The sequence below is a fragment of the Tolypothrix bouteillei VB521301 genome (assembly GCF_000760695.4).
GTDB lineage: Bacteria > Cyanobacteriota > Cyanobacteriia > Cyanobacteriales > Nostocaceae > Scytonema > Scytonema bouteillei_A.
Genome location: NZ_JHEG04000001.1, coordinates 3503877 through 3520629, shown reverse-complemented (window position 1 = coordinate 3520629; position 16753 = coordinate 3503877). Strand labels below are relative to the sequence as shown.

14 protein-coding genes are annotated in these 16753 nt (G+C 40.0%); 9 read left to right on the top strand and 5 right to left on the bottom strand.

What is annotated here, in order from left to right; translation table 11 throughout:
• The first annotated feature begins 299 nt into the window (after positions 1–299).
• The 3 genes from HC643_RS13940 to HC643_RS13930 all read left to right on the top strand — a co-directional run bounded on the left by HC643_RS13940 (position 300) and on the right by HC643_RS13930 (position 6994).
• Positions 300–3722: an ATP-binding protein gene (locus HC643_RS13940; RefSeq protein WP_202048616.1), complete on the top strand. Its 3423-nt coding sequence runs from the start codon at positions 300–302 to the stop codon at positions 3720–3722.
• Positions 3723–3884: 162 nt separating this feature from the next.
• On the top strand, positions 3885–5357 hold the full coding sequence (locus HC643_RS13935; protein ID WP_050045769.1) for a histidine kinase dimerization/phosphoacceptor domain -containing protein: 1473 nt from the start codon (positions 3885–3887) through the stop codon (positions 5355–5357).
• Positions 5354–6994, top strand: coding sequence for a hybrid sensor histidine kinase/response regulator (locus HC643_RS13930; RefSeq protein ID WP_050045768.1), 1641 nt, complete (start codon positions 5354–5356; stop codon positions 6992–6994). The genes HC643_RS13935 and HC643_RS13930 overlap by 4 nt, the downstream gene beginning before the upstream one ends.
• A gap of 97 nt (positions 6995–7091) precedes the next feature.
• On the opposite strand, the gene HC643_RS13925 is transcribed toward HC643_RS13930, so the two are convergent.
• The gene (locus HC643_RS13925) at positions 7092–7469 is read right to left on the bottom strand and encodes a response regulator (protein WP_038083545.1); all 378 of its coding nucleotides are present in this window, start codon (positions 7467–7469) and stop codon (positions 7092–7094) included.
• Positions 7470–7888: 419 nt separating this feature from the next.
• On the opposite strand from HC643_RS13925, the gene HC643_RS13920 reads away from it, so the two are divergent.
• Positions 7889–9313: a PAS domain-containing sensor histidine kinase gene (locus HC643_RS13920; protein ID WP_237265879.1), complete on the top strand. Its 1425-nt coding sequence runs from the start codon at positions 7889–7891 to the stop codon at positions 9311–9313.
• 599 nt (positions 9314–9912) lie between these two features.
• Positions 9913–10920, top strand: coding sequence for an NAD-dependent epimerase/dehydratase family protein (locus HC643_RS13915; RefSeq protein WP_050045767.1), 1008 nt, complete (start codon positions 9913–9915; stop codon positions 10918–10920).
• Positions 10921–10997: 77 nt separating this feature from the next.
• Here HC643_RS13915 and HC643_RS13910 read toward each other — a convergent pair whose 3' ends face one another.
• On the bottom strand, positions 10998–11579 hold the full coding sequence (locus tag HC643_RS13910; RefSeq protein WP_038083551.1) for a DUF4291 domain-containing protein: 582 nt from the start codon (positions 11577–11579) through the stop codon (positions 10998–11000).
• 212 nt (positions 11580–11791) lie between these two features.
• On the opposite strand from HC643_RS13910, the gene HC643_RS13905 reads away from it, so the two are divergent.
• Genes HC643_RS13905 through HC643_RS13895 form a run of 3 tightly spaced genes read left to right on the top strand, consistent with a single transcriptional unit; the run spans position 11792 to position 14181 of the window.
• Positions 11792–13399, top strand: a complete 1608-nt coding sequence (locus HC643_RS13905) for a patatin-like phospholipase family protein (protein ID WP_038083553.1) — start codon at positions 11792–11794, stop codon at positions 13397–13399.
• Positions 13400–13407: 8 nt separating this feature from the next.
• Positions 13408–13638, top strand: coding sequence for a hypothetical protein (locus tag HC643_RS13900; protein WP_038083555.1), 231 nt, complete (start codon positions 13408–13410; stop codon positions 13636–13638).
• A gap of 18 nt (positions 13639–13656) precedes the next feature.
• On the top strand, positions 13657–14181 hold the full coding sequence (locus HC643_RS13895) for a PIN domain-containing protein (RefSeq protein WP_167844682.1): 525 nt from the start codon (positions 13657–13659) through the stop codon (positions 14179–14181).
• A 66-nt stretch (positions 14182–14247) separates the two neighbouring features.
• On the opposite strand, the gene HC643_RS13890 is transcribed toward HC643_RS13895, so the two are convergent.
• The 3 genes from HC643_RS13890 to pnuC form a co-directional block, all read right to left on the bottom strand.
• On the bottom strand, positions 14248–14712 hold the full coding sequence (locus HC643_RS13890; protein WP_038079124.1) for a hypothetical protein: 465 nt from the start codon (positions 14710–14712) through the stop codon (positions 14248–14250).
• A gap of 69 nt (positions 14713–14781) precedes the next feature.
• Entirely contained in the window at positions 14782–15771 is a 990-nt protein-coding gene (locus tag HC643_RS13885; protein ID WP_038079126.1) for an AAA family ATPase, read from the bottom strand.
• Positions 15735–16304: a nicotinamide riboside transporter PnuC gene (gene pnuC / locus HC643_RS13880; protein ID WP_038079129.1), complete on the bottom strand. Its 570-nt coding sequence runs from the start codon at positions 16302–16304 to the stop codon at positions 15735–15737. Before pnuC ends, HC643_RS13885 begins: the two co-directional genes overlap by 37 nt.
• 170 nt (positions 16305–16474) lie before the next feature.
• On the opposite strand from pnuC, the gene HC643_RS13875 reads away from it, so the two are divergent.
• Positions 16475–16723 carry a DUF7219 family protein gene (locus HC643_RS13875; RefSeq protein WP_038079132.1) on the top strand — a complete coding sequence of 83 codons (249 nt, stop codon included), beginning with the start codon at positions 16475–16477 and terminating at the stop codon, positions 16721–16723.
• The last annotated feature ends 30 nt before the right edge of the window (positions 16724–16753 follow it).

Sequence of the window (16753 nt, the reverse complement as noted above, 5' to 3'; positions counted from 1 at the left end):
ATAACAGATAACTTCAATTGTTAACAATAAGTACGTGAGTACAAATAACGATCGCTGGCTTTTAATGGTAATGTATACGTTTGCCTCTGAGCATGAAAGCACAGACAGGGCTACTACGATCCAAATATAGAGATTTTAAGTTTCGTTACATGGGTTGGTTTTTTCTCGCCGACTTACTGACTCATGGTCTATCTTCCAACTTGGAGTTGCTTAATTATTATCTAATTGAATTACCTCCAATACTACCGTTACAATAAAGGATTTCAATAAAATAAGCTTGTCATTCAATCGGTTGAAATATGCAAGAAAGTTTATTTGCAGGCGATGGAGAGATGTGTGCCTTAATGAGATCGCACGACTGGTCGCAAACACCACTTGGCCCTGTGGAACAGTGGCCGCAAAGTTTGCGTACCACAGTCAGTATTGTTGTCAGTACGGGGCACCCGATGGTTCTGTTTTGGGGACAGGACTTAATCCAATTTTATAATGATGGCTACCGCCCCAGCTTGGGCAAACACAAACACCCTCAAGCCCTCGGACAGAGAGCTTCAGAATGCTGGGCAGAAATTTGGCATATTATTGGCCCGCAAATCCATAATGTAATGACGAAAGGAAAAGAGAGTTGGCACGAGGATCAACTCGTTCCTTTCGATCGCAATGGCTACTTTGAGGAAATTTACTTCACCTACAGCTACAGCCCGGTGCGGGACGAAACGGGTGGAGTGGGTGGAACACTTGTAGTTTGCACTGAGACGACTCAGAGGGTATTAAGCAATCGTCGCTTGCAAACACTGCGAGAATTCGGTGCAAATGTAATGCGGGCAAAAACTGTTGAGACGGCGTGTCAAATTGCTACCGAAACATTATCTACCAACCCTAATGATATCCCATTTGCTGTGTTGTATTTGGTAGAAGCCGATGGGAAACAAGCAAGTTTAATCGGTACTGCGGGGATTGAGATGGGAACGGATGCTAGTCCCATTCAGGTCAACCTAACACAGAACGATGTCTGGGGTTTGGCGCAAGTTTACCAAACGAGACAAACAATCCTTGTGGATGACTTAAAGACTCGATTTAGTTCTTTGCCTGTAGGTGTCTGGAATACTCCTCCTTCGTCTGCTGTGGTGATGCCAGTTGCACAGCCCGGACAAGAGAGTTCTTTGGCAGGTTTGCTTGTCATGGGTATCAGCCCGCTACGAAAGTTTGATGATGATTACCGTGGGTTTTTCGATCTCGTTGTCAGTAATGTAGCAACTGCGATCGCCAATGCCCGTGCTTACGAAACCGAACGCCAACGAGCAGAAGCTCTAGCAGAAATCGATCGCGCCAAAACGCTTTTCTTCAGCAACGTTTCCCACGAATTTCGCACGCCCCTAACCCTCATGTTAGCTCCTTTAGAGGACGCTTTAAACGACACGGCAGACCCATTACCACCCGCCCAACGCGAGCGTATAGAAATAGTACAGCGTAACAGCCTGCGCTTGCTCAAACTCGTCAACACCCTGCTTGATTTTTCCCGCATAGAAGCCGGACGAATACAAGCAGTCTATGAACCTACAGATTTGGCAACATTGACGGCTGAACTTGCAAGCACCTTTCGCTCCTTAATCGAACGCACTGAAATGTCTTTGATAGTGGATTGTCCACCTTTACCCGAAGCCATTTATATCGATCGCGAAATGTGGGAAAAGATCGTGCTCAATCTATTATCAAATGCATTTAAGTTTACCTTCACCGGAGCAATTACCGTTCGCTTGCGAAGTTTTCCCGACTGCATTGAACTAGCCGTAGAAGATACGGGTATTGGCATTCCACCGGATGAAATTCCCCATCTTTTTGAACGCTTTCACCGCGTCAAAGGTGCTCAAGGGCGGAGTTTTGAGGGTTCGGGCATCGGCTTGTCGCTAGTGCGGGAGTTAGTTAAACTCCATGGTGGTAGCGTTGGTGTAACCAGTCAATTAGAACAAGGGAGTTGCTTTACAGTCTCAATTCCTACAGGATTTGCTCATTTACCTAGCGAAAGAATTAGCGCTTCTCGCAGTTTAGCATCAACAGCGATGGGAGCTATACCCTATGTTGAAGAAGCCCTGCGATGGCTACCAGATGAAGGGGCTGGGGATTGGACGTTGGGGACTGGGGAAGAAGAAATTAATTCTACTCCTCAACTTCAAGTCTCTAGCTTCAACAAGTACCGCATTCTTGTAGTGGATGATAATGCCGATATGCGGGAATATATAAAGCGGTTGCTGAAACAAAGCTATGAAGTAGAAGCTGTAGAAGATGGCATAGCAGCACTGACTGCAATTGAGCAACATCTTCCCGACTTGGTTTTGACAGACGTAATGATGCCCCACTTAGATGGTTTTGGGTTGCTGCAAGAACTGCGGACGAATCACCAAACGCGAGAATTGCCGATCGTCTTCCTGTCAGCTCGTGCTGGTGAGGAGTCCCGCATTGAAGGGCTGCAAGCGGGAGCTGATGATTACCTGACTAAGCCCTTCTCTACTCGCGAATTGCTAGCGCGGATAGAAGCGAGTTTAAAGATGGTGCAGATTCGCAAAGAAGCTGCCTTGCGGGAACAGGGACTTCGTCTCACAGCTGAAAAAGCACAAAAAGAAGCAGAGGCAACAGCTCAACGACTGTCTCATATTTTAGAAAGTATGAGTGATGCTTTTGTAGCCCTGGATCGAGATTGGCGAATTACCTATCAAAATACTGCTGCAGAAAAAGTTAACAATAACAAGCCCCGCAGCGAGGTGCTGGGTAAAACCCACTGGGAAGAATGGCCCGCATCAGCAAACAGTAACTTGGAAGTTCAGTATCGATATGCAATGGCACATCAAGTACCTGTTCATTTTGAGGAACATTACTACTATCCTCCGGATTACGATCTATGGCTGGAAATCCATGCCTACCCATCAACAGAAGGGTTGGGAATTTTCTTTCGCGATATTAGCGATCGCAAACTTGCCGAAGCAAAACTGCAACAGTCCAAACAAGAGCTAGAAATCCGAGTTGCCGAACGGACAGCTGAGCTAAACCAGCTCAATGCCGATCTACAACAAAGCGAATTAACCCTCCGCAGTTTCTCCGAACATATCGAAGCCTCACTTCGAGAAAAAGAAGTCTTACTCAAAGAAATACACCATCGCGTCAAAAACAATTTAGGGATTGTCAGTAGTTTGTTGCAGATGCAGTGTAGGCGTACCCAAGACCCGCAGGCTACTGCTATTCTACTCGATAGTCAAAACCGCATTGCTTCCATTGCTTTGATACACGAAAAACTTTACCGTTCTGAAGATTTGGCAAACATCAATTTTGCTCAATACATTCCCGATCTGGTAACTCACTTATTTGATTCATACAATATGAGGTCAAGTCATATCAAAATCCATTTTTACGTTGAAGATACCAGTTTGGATATAGAAAGTGCCATTCCTTGCGGTTTAATTGTCAATGAACTCGTTTCTAATGCTTTAAAATACGCTTTTCCCAACAAACAGGTCGGTGCAATCATAGTAAAATTATATGAACGCGAGCATCAATTAACACTGATTGTTCAAGATAATGGAGTTGGTTTGCCTGTAGATTTTGATAAGAAAAAGACACAAACATTGGGTATAAACCTTATTCAGGGTTTGGTAAAGCAATTAAGGGGAAGCATTGAAATTAACTCCGAGCAAGGAACAGAATTTAAAATCACTTTGACAAAATGGAAGTAAAAGGTTATTAATTATTTGTCATCGATCGTTCTAAAATTTACACGCGTTCTTAGTACGAGTATCTCTACTGCGCTTATATTAGTAAAAAAGTTTGTTTCTTTTTTTGCGCCTTTGCGTAAAACTCTGACTTCAGGTCCTGTTGTTGAAAAAGGAATCACTTAGATGGATATTTCTAAACTGCGTTTGTTTGATGAAAACTATCAACGATCGTTAGTGACAGTTACAGGAAATATGCCAGTGGTTGATGTCATATCTCAAATGAACCACGCTCAAACTAGCTATGCACTTGTTTTACACCAGCAGGAATTGGTTGGCATTTTTACAGAAACAGATGTGGTAAGGGCGAGCGCCAATCGAGCTTTGTTTGAGAACATAACTGTGGCTGAAGCTATGACTCAACCTGTCATTACTATCAGTAAGGCAGATGCAGAGCATATTTCTATTGTCATGCAAAAATTTCACCAGCATGATATTTGCTATTTACCAGTGATGGATAACAAAGAACTCGTTGGCGTTATTACTCAAAGCAGTGTATTGCGAGCCTTATACTCAATGGGAGTGCATTCTGAGATTGAAAATTTATCTTTAGTAGATATCAACGCTCGCATCCACGCCAAACATATGTTAGAACTGCAAGCTGTGATTACCCGAAACATGGCGGAGGGAATTTGCTTGGTTCGAGCTACGGATGGAATCATTGTCTACGCTAACCCCAAATTTGAGACGATGTTTGGCTATGATAGTGGTGAACTCACAGACCAGCACGTATCAATTGTAAATTATGAAGATGAAAACGTACTAGCTGAAGAAGTTACCCAAGCAATTGTTGCTGCTGTCGTGCAACATGGGGAAGCAACCTATGAAGTTCACAATGTTAAGAAAAATGGTACACCGTTCTGGTGTCGTGCAACTACATCTGTTTTTGAACATCCCGATTATGGAATGGTCCTTGTTGCCGTTCAACAAGACATAAGCGAGTACAAGCAAGCTGAGGAAAAAATTCAAAGATCTCTGAAAGAAAAGGAGGTATTGCTCAAAGAAATACACCATCGCGTCAAGAACAATTTAGGCATTGTCAGCAGTTTGTTGCAAATGCAGTGCAGGCGTACCCAAGATCCCCAGGTGACATCAATTTTGCTCGATAGCCAAAACCGCGTTGCTTCTATTGCTTTGGTCCATGAAAAACTTTATCGCTCTGAAAATTTGGCAAACATCAATTTTGCTCAATACATTCCCGATTTAGTGACTCACTTGTTTGAGTCTTACAACACCAGTTCCAATCTTGTCAAATTATCTTTGCAAGTAGAGGATGTGGGTTTGGATATAGAAAGCGCCATTCCTTGTGGTTTGATTGTTAATGAACTTGTTTCTAATGCTTTAAAATATGCTTTTCCCAACAAACAAGCGGGGAAAATTTTAGTGAAGTTATATCAAAACTATCGCGATTTGATCTTGATCGTTCATGATACTGGAGTAGGTTTACCTGAAGATTTTGATAATAAAAAGACAAAAACACTCGGAATAAATCTTATTCAAGGTTTAGTGAAGCAATTAAAGGGAAGTTTTGAAATTAACTCCCAGCAAGGAACAGAATTTAAAATTACTATAACAAAAGGTAAAAATTTATCATTATGAATGTATTGCCAGACGCTTATCAACCTAAAAATATTAAAATTTTAATTGTAGAAGATGAATATATTTTAGCAATCAACTTGCAAGAAAGTTTAGAAACTTTAGGTTACACGGTTATTGATACTGTAGATTCAGGAGAAGAAGCCATTGAGAAAGCAACCAAGTTGCGTCCAAACTTGATTCTTATGGATATTCGATTGCGGGGAGAAATGGACGGCATTCAAGCTGCAGAGCAAATTTGGAACCATTTACAAATTCCTGTTATTTATCTGACAGGTCATTCTGACAAAAGTACTGTAGAACGAGCAACGCTGACATTTCCCTTTGGTTATATCCTCAAACCCGTGAGAGAACAAGAGCTATATGTAGCAATTCAAACAGCGCTCAACCGTTATGAACGAGAGCAATTTTTAAGTTCCGTGCTGCGGGGAATGGGAGATGGAGTGATAGTAGTTGATACCAAGCTGCGCGTCAAGTACATGAATGAGATAGCAGAAATGCTTACGGGCTGGCAATTCCATGCAGCTAAAGAGCAGATGTTAGATGAAGTCTTCCAGATTTTCAACGAACAGACTCAGCTAAGAGTACCCAACCCAATGGCTCTAGCTTTACAACAAGAAACGACTATTTATTTAAGCGATCGCGCTTTCCTGATTGCTAAAGATGGTACAAAAACTCCTGTAGCGGATAGTGCTACCCCAATTAAAGATAATAATGGTGCAATTACGGGAGCCGTGATGGTTTTTCGGGATGACACTCAACGCAGGTTAACTGAAGAACGAAACTTAGCGGCGGAACGCGCCCAACAATTGCAAATCCAAATGACAGAACTTCAACGCTTGAACAAGTTGAAAGAGGAATTCCTAACAGTAACTTCTTATGAAATGCGAACTCCTTTATCTAACATAATAACGACTATCTCTTTATTAGAAAATCTGTTGGATCGGCAAGGAATTTTACAATCAGAAGCTACATCTATAGAGAGTTGCTTAAGTATTTTGCGTTACGAGTCCGAACGGGAATTAGATTTGGTGGACGATTTGCTAACTATTCGACTCCTAGATGCTGATATTTATCGGTATGAATTAACTTCAGTCCATCTTCAATATTGGTTACCCCATTGTGTTGAGAGTTTTCAGAGGTCAGTTCTATCTCAACAAAAAACTTTAACTGTTGAGGTTCCTACAGATTTACCACCTCTGATTACCGATCTACCAAGCTTGACTCGAGTTGTCTCGGAGTTACTGAATAATGCTTGCAAATACACTCCGGGTGGGGAAACAATTGCAGTCACAGCCCGACTGGCTAATAATTCCAACACTTCAAGTCCGTACTTACAAATTATTATTAGCAATTCAGGAGTGGAAATTCCAGAAGAAGAACACGATCGCATTTTTGAGCCGTTTTATCGGATTCCTCAAAGTCAGACAACAGAACCTATTGACATTTTTAGCTTGTCCTCTCAAATTCCATCTAGCGAACTTCAGCCAAATAGCTCTACGGGATTGGGTTTGACGTTAGTGCAAAAACTGGTGAAATTTCTCCAAGGCTCAATTGAAGTGACAAACTCCCAAGGCTGGACAACCTTTACAGTTCAACTACCTTTGACGATACCAGACTATATTGGAAATGAAAGTTAGGAAATAAGGATTTTTTTGATTGATAGTTATGTTTTAGATACGTAATGCTTTAAATAATATATCTTGACAAAATGGTCGTGATTCCATACTTTTTACGTCATTTAGTCCAGTTAAGAATATTGCAAATCTGACTGACTAAATCTTGAGGATTAAATGGCTTGGTAATAATTCCAGCTACGCCTAAGTTGAGAAGTTGGCTCTGTTCTCTCGACTGAGCTTTAGCTGTTAGCAAAATAGTTGGAATCTGACAAGTGGTGGTGCTTGCTTGTAATTGCTTAAAAGTTGTGGGACCATCCATAACAGGCATCATCACATCTAGCAGAATAGCATCAGGCCGTTCAACTTCTGCAATTGTGATTCCCTCATGACCTGAAGTAGCACTGAGCACATCCCATCCAGCAATAACCTCTAAAGACATCTGAATAATACTTCTTACCCCATCTTCATCATCAATGACTAAGACTCGTTTGGTCATATTTTCCCTTTGTTTCTTATCTATGCCTATTTAACTCTAAAATAGAGATTGGAAAATTCATTCCTAGCAATTTTTAAAATTTATAGTTCAAAAGAACTCTTTAAATAAAAGATTAACTCTCTATTGTGAGGAATTTGTGAATATTTCAAAAAGTTAAAAAAACGTAATACAAAAATTCGTGAAAATAATAGATTGATTATTAAATTTGATTGCTTGCGTCTTGTCTTTAACTAAAATAGTTACAACTGGAAATCCAGCATTCAAGAAAGCGTATGATAACTTATGTTATGAAATCAAGGCATTTTGCAGCCAAAAAATCAGTAACACAAGTACTATCATATATTATATAACTGATTTTGAGCGGTTGGTAAAATGCTGCAATTATCTGCTTAGAATATTTAAGGATTTAGGTGATTGTAGTGACAAAAAATCAAAAGCTTGAACTTGAGAATATAACCCTCCGCTATCAAAATCAAATTTTCAAAGAAACTTTAAGAGCTATGATTATGGGTGAGAGCGATCCTTTAGATATATCTGACGAGCAAGTTAAAAAAGTTTTAACATTGAAGAACGCAGAACAACTCGTCAATCTCGTATTATGCGAACAGATGGCTCGTAACGAAGCGGAAGTCGCATTGCAAAAATCAAAAGCCGAATTAGAAAGGAAAGTGGCTGAGCGAACATCTGAATTAACAAAAACAAATTTACATTTGCACAGATTAATCGGTATTTTAGAAGACGTCATAAAACGCCAGCAAGACATAGATGCTCAACTTCGAGAAGCCGAACGTCGCTGGCGCAGCTTGTTAGAAAACGTACAGTTATTGGTTGCGGGGCTTGACAGTATGGGGAAAGTAGAATACCTCAATCCGTTCTTTTTAAAGTTAACTGGTTATACACAAGATGAAATTTTAGGAAAAGATTGGATTGAAAATTGTATTCCCCAACATCAACAACAGGGTGTAAAAGATTTCTTTGCAGAAATGTTACAGTGTGAGTTATATCTTCACGCTCAAAACTATATTCTTACAAAATCCGGAGAAGAACGACTCATTGCTTGGAATCATACTGTATTGAGAAATCCGAAAGGCAGAATCGTAGGTATTATGAGTATTGGTGAGGACATAACTCAACGTTATGCATTGGACAAAATCAAAGATGAGTTTATCTCTGTTGTCAGTCACGAACTTCGTACTCCTCTGACTTCAATTTACGGAGGCTTAAACTTGTTAGCAACTGGTTTAGTACCGACTGAATCGGAAAAAGGTAAGCGTTTAATTCAAATTACCTCAGAAAATGCCGCGCGTCTGGTTAGATTGGTTAACGATATTCTGGATTTAGAAAGATTGCAGTCTGGAAAAATTATTTTATCTAAGCAAAAAATTGACACCAATCAATTGTTAACCAAAGCAGCAGAAACAATGCAGTTTACAGCAAATAATTCTGATATCAAAATATCAATTATTACTCAATGTCTTGAAGTAGTCGTAGATAGCGATCGCATTATCCAAGTCCTGACAAATTTGTTAAGTAATGCTATTAAATTTTCTCCTAAAAGTTCTGTAGTTACAATGATAGCAGAAAAAACTATGGAAAAAAATGGTTCCTTTCCTGTTGTTTTATTTAAAGTACAAGACCAAGGTAGGGGTATTCCCATTGATAACATAGAAAGTATTTTTGAACGTTTCCAGCAAGTTGATGCTTCTGATTCCCGCAAGCATGGTGGAACTGGTTTGGGTTTAGCTATTTGTCGCAGTATTATACAGCAACATAATGGAAAAATTTGGGCTGAAAGTCAAATAGATGTGGGCAGTACTTTCTTTTTTACTATTCCTTTATTATGAACTAGAGGTTTCGCATTGCCTACCTCAATTGATTCATTTAATATTCTTTTCCATTTACGAAAAATTTATTAAAAAGGTTCCGAACTAACACTTCGTAAAGAAGTGGGGGATATATAGCAATCTTATTTGAGATTTGAGGAACCAAGAAGAGGTGTTTGTTACTCATACACGGACTGCTAACAGATTTTTTAGATGATTGCAAAACTTCAATTGAGTTCTGCTAAATTGTTCTTGTGAAACAATTTAGTTCGCTATAGTACTTTTGTCTCAATTTGTATTGTGACTAAAGTTTGATGTCAATTTTTATTAAATTATATATACTGTATTTGATGGGAATTATTGTAATAAAATTGGGGCAATCTCCTGTTGTGTGAGAGATGGTGTACTGCTCAAACATCAGAGTGTGAAGAAGACAAAGAAATAAAAATTTTTCCCCCATCTAGTGCTTTAAGTACCATTGCAAGTTTCCTTAAGGCTTAGTGAAAAATTTAGAAACGTTATGCGTGTTTTAAAAATTAGAAATCATGCTTCGCTTCCATGCGTTTAAACTATGTCTTTTTTTACCTAAATCAGCCTACGCAAAGTAAGGAGATAAACAGATGCGTGTTTTTATTACAGGTGGATCGGGATTTGTTGGTCGCAACTTGATAGCAGCTCTTGTACAACGAGGAATTGAAGTGCGATCGCTGGTTAAATGGGAGGCTGAAATTGAGATGATTAAATCTTGTGGGGCTATCCCAATCTTTGGTGACATCAACGATCCGCAAGTGTTAAAGTCCGGGATGACAGGATGTACAGTTGTCTTTCACGTAGCTGCAAAGGTAGACGATTGGGGAGCTTTCGAGGATTTCCAAGAAGTTAATGTCCGTGGAACAGAACAAATTATTGCCGTTGCAAAAGAAACAGGTGTCTCGCGTCTTATATACGTAAGTACCGATGCGGTCTTGATAGATGGAAAAGAGATTGTAAATGCTGATGAAACTCAACGCCTTCCAGAAAAGCCCTTAGGTTTTTATGCACAGACTAAAGCGATCGCAGAAACCAAAGTTATTGCAGCCAACTCTGATGAACTCACAACAGTTGTAGTGCGTCCGCGTTTTGTGTGGGGAAAAGGAGACACCACGTTGTTAGCGCGGTTTATTAAAGCCATCCACAATAAAGAATTTGCCTGGATTTCCGAAGGTCGATATTTAACTTCTACCTGTCATGTCAAAAATTTGTGTGAAGGCTTGATTCTCGCGTCAGAAAAAGGAAAGGGAGGTGAAATTTATTTCATCACTGATGGTGCGCCTGTCGAATTCCGCAGCTTTCTTACAGAGTTATTACAGACTCAAGGAGTTGAACCAGGGACGTACAGTCTACCACGGTGGTTAGTTTGGTCATGGGCGTGGATTTTAGAGAAAGCGTGGACTTTATTAAAACTTGAGGGTTTACCTCCCATCACCCGAACAGCTTTGTCTTTAATAGGGTCTGAAGTAACGGTAAACGATACCAAAGCCCGACGCGAACTCGGTTATATACCAGTCATTTCACGACAAGAAGGATTGTTAGAGATGGAATTAACCAACCCGCTAACAAAGGAACTGGGTTTGACGCACGTTCAATAAGGGCTAATAGCTAATGGTCAAAAAGCAATTAGCAATTAGCAATTAGCCATTAGCCATTAGCCATTAGCAATTAGCAATTAGCCAATACCTAAAGTTTTTTGAATCTCTAAATTCACCTCATAGAGATCTTCTTGAGGAACTGCTGGCATTTGTTGCTGCTTTGTTTCCACAGCGAGTTTTATATCATGAGCTAATTGGGTCACATCCTCTAGTGCTAAAATCCAATTATTGACGTATTTCTGTACTATGGTGCCACGAATTCCTATCTGTAGCGCACGGCGTTCGAGTCGGTGGAGTAATAAATTCCGGTCGGGGTCCCATTGATATCGTACTTCTGAATTGTCTAATGCGCGTCTCCACTCTTGTTCAGATGCAAAGATTTTGCGATCGCAGCTTGTAGGTATTCCTTGAGCAAGAATTGTCTGAAAACCTTCATGGCTGAGTTTTATCTTCAAAATTCGTTCTTGTCTGTGTTTGGTTGCATAGCCAGAACGATACAACATCCAACCGAAAGATGGCTTAATCCACGTCATCCTATCTAAATTAAAGCCTTTACCAAAAGTACCTTGTAGTAAAGCCTCGTCAGCTATGGAGGGTTTAAAAGCTTGATAAACGAAAATACCTTCTTTATCATAAGCAGCGAGGATTTGTTGTTGCATATTATAATATCTTGAAATGTTATTTATATACTACAACTATATTACAAAATAAGAAAAATATCAGCAACGGTAACGCGTCAAAATAGATATAGGACTTACCATAGCCCTTTTAAGAGGGTTGGGAGATCTGCAACGCGTGAAATTTCCTAATGACCCTGAGGTTGTGTAAGCCCTAAGTATAGAGAGAAAAGCTGTGTAGAGGATATTTTTCCATGTCTGTGGAAGCTTACGCTATTTTAGATGGTGGTGGAGTCAGGGGTGCTGCATTAGTCGGATGTTTAAAAGCAGCAGCAGAACAGGGTATAAAGTTTATAGGTTACGGCGGAACATCAGCGGGAAGTATAGTCGCTTTACTGGCAAATGTGGGCTACTCCCCAGAAGAAATTAGAAAAATTATGGTAGAGGAAATTAATTTTCATGACTTTTTAGATGATGCGGAAATAAAAGTAAAGCGTTTTAAAGAACTTCCACAAAATCTTTCTAAAAGTATTTCTAAGGATTTAGTTTTATTGAGAAATTTAGATTTAATTAATGAACTCAGAAACAATTTTGGTTTTTGTAATGGTAGCAAACTAAATTATTTTCTTTTAAGAAAGATCCAAAACAGTCCAAAAGTAGAGAATAGCGAATCTTCTTTGAAAGAAAAACTCAAAAATGCAACAGATATTACTTTTCAAAATCTTAAAGAACTGGGATGTTTTCCTCTAAAAATAGTAGCTTCAGATGTGAAAAATCACCAAGCGGTTATCTATCCTCAAGGATCGGGGGAGGAAGCCTTAAATTATTCTGCAATCAAAGCTGTTAGAGCATCTGTGAGCTATCCCTTTGTTTTTACTCCAATCGCAGACGACGATCGCGTTTTGGTAGATGGAGGTTTGAGTAGTAATTTGCCAGTCTTTCTCTTTCAAGAGGAGCAAAGGAAAAATTCCAAGCCAGTTATTGCCTTTGATTTATACAATCAAGAAAATTCAAAATCCCTTCAGACCCAGCAGAAATATGAATTTGGTCAGTTTTGCGCTGACATATTATCGACTATAATAAATTCAAGCGACGATTTACTGAGGTCTGTTACAGACAAAGTTTACCATGTTCGCGTTCCCTTACCAGCTAACATCAAAACTCTTGATTTTTCTATCGATGTAGAATTAAGAGAAAATCTTTTTTATAGAGGGTATGGTGCAACAGCTAGTTTTCTAGCGTTAAATTTACCTCAATGGCAAAAAGCAACAAATACTATCGAGCAGTTGCAAGCTTTACACGCTCCGCCTTATTTGGTTAAACCGACTCTCAAGACAATTGTGAGAGAAATAGAAGAAACCACAAATCTCAGGAATTGCCGTTCGTATATCCTACTACCAAAAGAGGAAAATAGATTTGCGATCGCATATCAATACAATATGGATGAAGATCCAGATGTAGATTGGCAAATAAACGTGGATAACAAAGGTGCTTGGGGAGAATCGTGGAGAGAGCGAAAGTTTTTTTTACTCGATGCTAACAACTTAAAGCAAGAACCTTCTGTATGGAACATGACAAAACCTCAAGTCAACAAAATTCCAAAAGATAGAAAAACGATAGCAACCGTACCGATATTCCATTGGAAAACAATTACAGAAAATAGAGAAGAAGACTTGGAAAATTTTCTTCCATTAGAACCTATCAATTATCAGAAAATTATTGATAGTTACGATCTCATCGGAATTCTGGCTCTTGATACCGTTACAGACATCCAGGAAGTTCTCAATTCACAAGATATGCTAACTCAGATTTATCAAACTATGATGGTGGGAGCGAGTATACTCTCAGGAACGTTAAAGTAGGAGACAACATGATCGATCCAAGTGGAATTCAACCCTTACCAAACCATAGATTGAAGGTAAAAGAAGTCAATCCCGGTTTGTATAGTATAGAAAATACTTATGAAGGAATTTATGAGTATTTTACAGAACCTTCCACTGTCAAAGGAGAACCCAGTGCTTCCCAAGAATCCTTAGAAGATTGGCGGAAAGAATTTGGAACAGAAACAAAATTAGAAGAAATTATGAATTATGAATTATGAATTATGAAGGGGGGAGGGATGCTACAGGTTTTACTTGATGCGGATGTTGCTTTAGAGTGGATACTCAATCGCAGCCCTATTGTTGAAGAAGTGGAAATTATTTGGTATTTAATCAACAGTCATGTAATTGAATGCTACATGACAAAAATCGGTATAGGTAAAATTCATCTTGTCCTGAGTGAATTTAACGGAGCTAAAGCCAAAGATTTTATTTCTTATTTAGAAGGAATCGTAAAAATCTGTCCTGTCGATTCCAAAGTTTTGCAAGAATCGCGCAAATCACGACTGGATTTTGAAACGGCTGTAGAAGTAGAATGCGCCAAGCAAAAGCAGTATTACTACATAACTCAAAAATCTCGCGATTCCATCGCTCCGTATTATGATAATGTCCCCCAGTTAGGAGAACTGTGGGATTTGCTCGGACGCGAGTTTGCAAGCAAGATGAATGAAGTTCTGCATCAGAAAAAAATCAATTTAATTTCCATGTGGGCTGCAAAGCAAGGCTTGGGAGAACTTGTCAAATGGAACCCAACCATTGACTAGGACAAATTATACTAAGTTTGTAGTAGGGCTGTAGCCCGTGCATTTCAACTACAGCTCGAGCAAAATTCAATTACTCTCCGCTTTACGCTGGTTCAGTTCTTTGCACTTCGCCTCAGCCGCCTGAAAAGCCGCTAAGTAATCTTTACCACCTAGCATCACATCCCCATAATAGTCGTATGGGGGATCGCCATAGATGGGTAAAGGATCGTCTTCTGGATAATCTTCTTTCGATTCTTCTATAATCGCTTTCAATTTTTTGACGCTGATTCGCTGTGCTGGGTAGTACAAAAGCCCTTGAGGATCTTGCTTGAGATAGGGTAATGTAGGGTCAATAATGCGATCGCCCACTTCAATCCAAGCGTGTTCGATAGGTTTGTAAGGTCTGCCAGCAAAAGCCAGAAAACCCTGGACGTAAGTTGCTCCCTCAGTCGCCAAGGCTGCTTTGTAAGCATTATCAAACGGAGTCTTCGCCTTGCTTTTTATGCTTTGGGCTATTTCTCTAGAAAGCGCTTCATCAAGTGGTAAAATCATTTACAGCAAGGAATTGAGCAGCAACTTTAACATACTAACAGTTTTGAGTTTCATGTGGGATAGGCAGTATCAAGCTGCTAATATCCCATCCACAGCAGCAACACTTAATTCAAAGCGTTCTTCCCAACTCCCTCTAATGACAACAAAACGCCTGCCCCTAGATTCTAACGCTTGAATACAGCGATCGCGAAACTCTTCTCTAAGGTGAGGTAAAAACCTTTGGCGATCGTCAACCCAAGGAACATCAACATCCAACAACAAATAGAGATCGTACTGTCTCCGATTTGCCTCATCATGAATCCACTGAGGACACTCCCCAAACAAAACATCACTCCAAATAGTTGTAGTTATCAAATCTGTATCGCAAACAAGAAGACCATTTGCTTGTCGGGCTAAAGCATCTTCTGAAGCCATTTGACCTCTGGCAATTTTGGGAATATCCTCAAAATCGCACCAGCCTCCCTTAAAATCAAGCAATCCACGAGCATACTCGCTGACGCAAACAGTATTGTAGTGAGAAGCTAAGTTTTGCGCTAAAGTCGATTTACCTGTAGATTCGGGACCAAAAATGCAGATGCGGCGAACGAAATACGGGCGAACGCAGGGTGGGATGTAATTCCAATAACGGAGCGGATCTTGTCGAACTTTAGTTCCAGAGATATTGACCGTGCTGCGCGGATGGTCTACGGGTATGTAAGTCGCCCCAAGAATTTCTGCCAGTTTCCAGCCGTAATCTTCTGAAGCAAAGACATAATCCGGTCCGGTGGGTAGTACGTTGCGAATGGTGTCGTACCAGATTTGCCAAAAATTAGGATGCTCCTTTGGTTCTTGGGGATTTTCATCAGTTACATGCACGACCTCCACGTTCGGAAACATTTCTCGCATCCAACAGTAGCGAAGGTCTCCGGGAATTGGTTCAGATTGAATAGAACAGACAAGAACTGTCAGGCGGTCAACGTAGTTTCGGGCAAAATCAACGAGATACTGGTGTCCTAAATGAGGAGGCATAAACTTACCCAGTATCATCCCAGTACCTGTTTTTTGCAAGCCTTTTTCCATGTCAAATACCCCAGTACCGCCAAAACGAGAAACACAGCATAAAGCCCTGTTGTTGGATAGAGTTCCTTAGCTGCGTAGACGCCAACTGCTAATATATCCACTGCAATCCAAATCAGCCAGCACTCCAAAATTTTCTTTGCCATCAACCACTGAGCAATCAGACTCATCACAGTAATAGCTGCATCTGGATAAGGTAAAGCAGCATTTGTATAACGATGCATGACAAAACCAAGAGAGAACGTACCGGCGATCGCAACTCCACTCCAAATTATTGCCTGTACCTGTTTGATGCGGCTGACCCGAAGTTCGCCACGATCCTGACCGCCATGCAACCACACATACCAGCCGTAGATTTGTAGAAAAACATAAATAACTTGCAAGATGGCATCTGAATACAAACGGGCTTCATAAAAAATAAAGATGTATAAAAACACCATCACTATACCCGCAGGCCAGCACCAGATATTTTCTTTAACAGTTAGCCAAACGCTCACTAAACCTAGGATAGCAGCAACAATTTCAATAGAATTCATTCAATCACTTTTATTTATTAAATTCAGAAATAATAATATTTGCTTTTATCATTTAGATAACATAAAAAGGAAGTAGGGCAATAAAACTCTGTGTTCAAGAGGCAAAAGATGAAACAGCAAATTCGCAAGCTCAGTTTTCTCAATAGTATCGTTTATTTAAGAGGTGGGTTATGTTAGAACACGCAGACAAGGATAATTTTCTGTATCAGAAACGAACATATCGCGGTCAGTTTCATCCCTCAGCGTTATTATTCAACGCCAACTTACAAGAATTTGCAACAAGAGTCAGTTATATCTCCAACCTACAAACTCTTGGAAAGCTTTCTCCAGAAGAATCTTACGAGCAAATTGAAGCTCTCTGGAATCAATTAAAAAGCAGTTATGCAGCACTGGGTTTGGATTCAACAACACTGAATTAGTACAAGCAGCCGATTCTCTTCAACTTTAAT